Origin of the sequence: Pseudomonas californiensis, from assembly GCF_021147775.1 — a bacterium.
In the GTDB taxonomy this organism is placed as follows: Bacteria; Pseudomonadota; Gammaproteobacteria; order Pseudomonadales; family Pseudomonadaceae; genus Aquipseudomonas; species Aquipseudomonas californiensis.
Genome location: NZ_JAGTPK010000123.1, coordinates 1 through 1,235 on the forward strand (window position 1 = coordinate 1; position 1,235 = coordinate 1,235).

The window sequence follows — 1,235 nt, forward strand, 5'->3', positions numbered from 1 at the left end:
TGTAGTGGTCTAATGAAACCGGACACCCATTTAGGCGAGAATGCTCGCCAGATCGAGGTGTCAGATGACCAAACAACGCCGTTCCTTTTCTGCTGAATTCAAACGCGAGGCTGCCGACCTCGTGCTCAAGCAAAACTATAGCTACATCGAAGCCAGCCGTTCACTCGGCATCGGAGAGTCGGCCCTGCGCCGCTGGGTTGATCAGGTTCAGCAGGAACGCCAAGGCGTCACTCCGCAGAGCAAAGCGCTGACCCCGGAACAGCAGAAAATCCAGGAGCTGGAAGCCCGGATCGCCCGCCTTGAACGGGAAAAGTCGATATTAAAAAAGGCTACCGCGCTCTTGATGTCGGAAGATCACGAGCGTACGCGCTGATCCATCAGCTGAGCGTCCATGAGCCGACTGATTGGCTGTGCAAGGTGTTTGAAGTCCCCCGTTCGTGCTACTACGCCCAGCGCCTTCGGCGCCGCACGCCAGATGTCGAACGGCTTCGGTTGCGCAGTCGGGTGAGCGAGTTGTTCACGCAAAGTCGTAGTGCAGCGGGCAGCCGTAGCATCCTGTCGCTGATGCGTGACGACGGTGAGCAGCTCGGTCGGTTCAAAGTGCGCAGCCTGATGCGCGAGCTTGACCTCGTCAGTAAACAGCCCGGATCACATGCCTATAAACGAGCGACCGTTGAACGGTTGGATATCCCGAACATCTTGAATCGGGAGTTCGATGTTCCAGCACCCAACCAGGTGTGGTGCGGCGACATCACCTACATCTGGGCCCAGGGGAAATGGCATTACCTGGCTGTTGTGCTGGATCTCTGCACACGCCGGGTAGTGGGCTGGGCGTTGTCGGAAAAGCCGGACGCCGATCTGGTTATCAAGGCGCTGGATATGGCGTACGAGCAACGAGGAAGACCTCAGGGCCTGCTGTTTCACTCGGATCAAGGGTCGCAGTATGCGAGTCGTTTATTTCGCCAGCGGCTGTGGCGTTATCGCATGCGCCAGAGCATGAGTCGCCGGGGGAATTGCTGGGACAACGCGCCAATGGAGCGCGTGTTCCGCAGCTTGAAAACGGAGTGGATACCGACCACGGGTTACCGAACGGCTCAAGAAGCCCAGCGCGATATCAGCCATTTCTTGATGCATCGGTACAACTGGGTTCGCCCCCATCAATTCAACGGTGGGCTGGCGCCAGCTCGGGCCGAAGAAAAACTTAACGTCGTGTCCGGGATTAGTTGACCACTACA

At 57.7% G+C, this 1,235-nt stretch carries 1 protein-coding gene; it reads left to right on the forward strand.

Annotated elements, in window-relative coordinates; translation table 11 throughout:
• The first annotated feature begins 64 nt into the window (after positions 1-64).
• Positions 65-1,227 (forward strand): IS3 family transposase gene (locus KDX37_RS29185; protein WP_231656636.1). Its coding sequence is split into 2 segments (ribosomal slippage): positions 65-320 and positions 320-1,227, totalling 1,164 coding nucleotides; the frame shifts between segments, so codons are not numbered across the junction.
• Positions 1,228-1,235 lie beyond the last annotated feature (8 nt).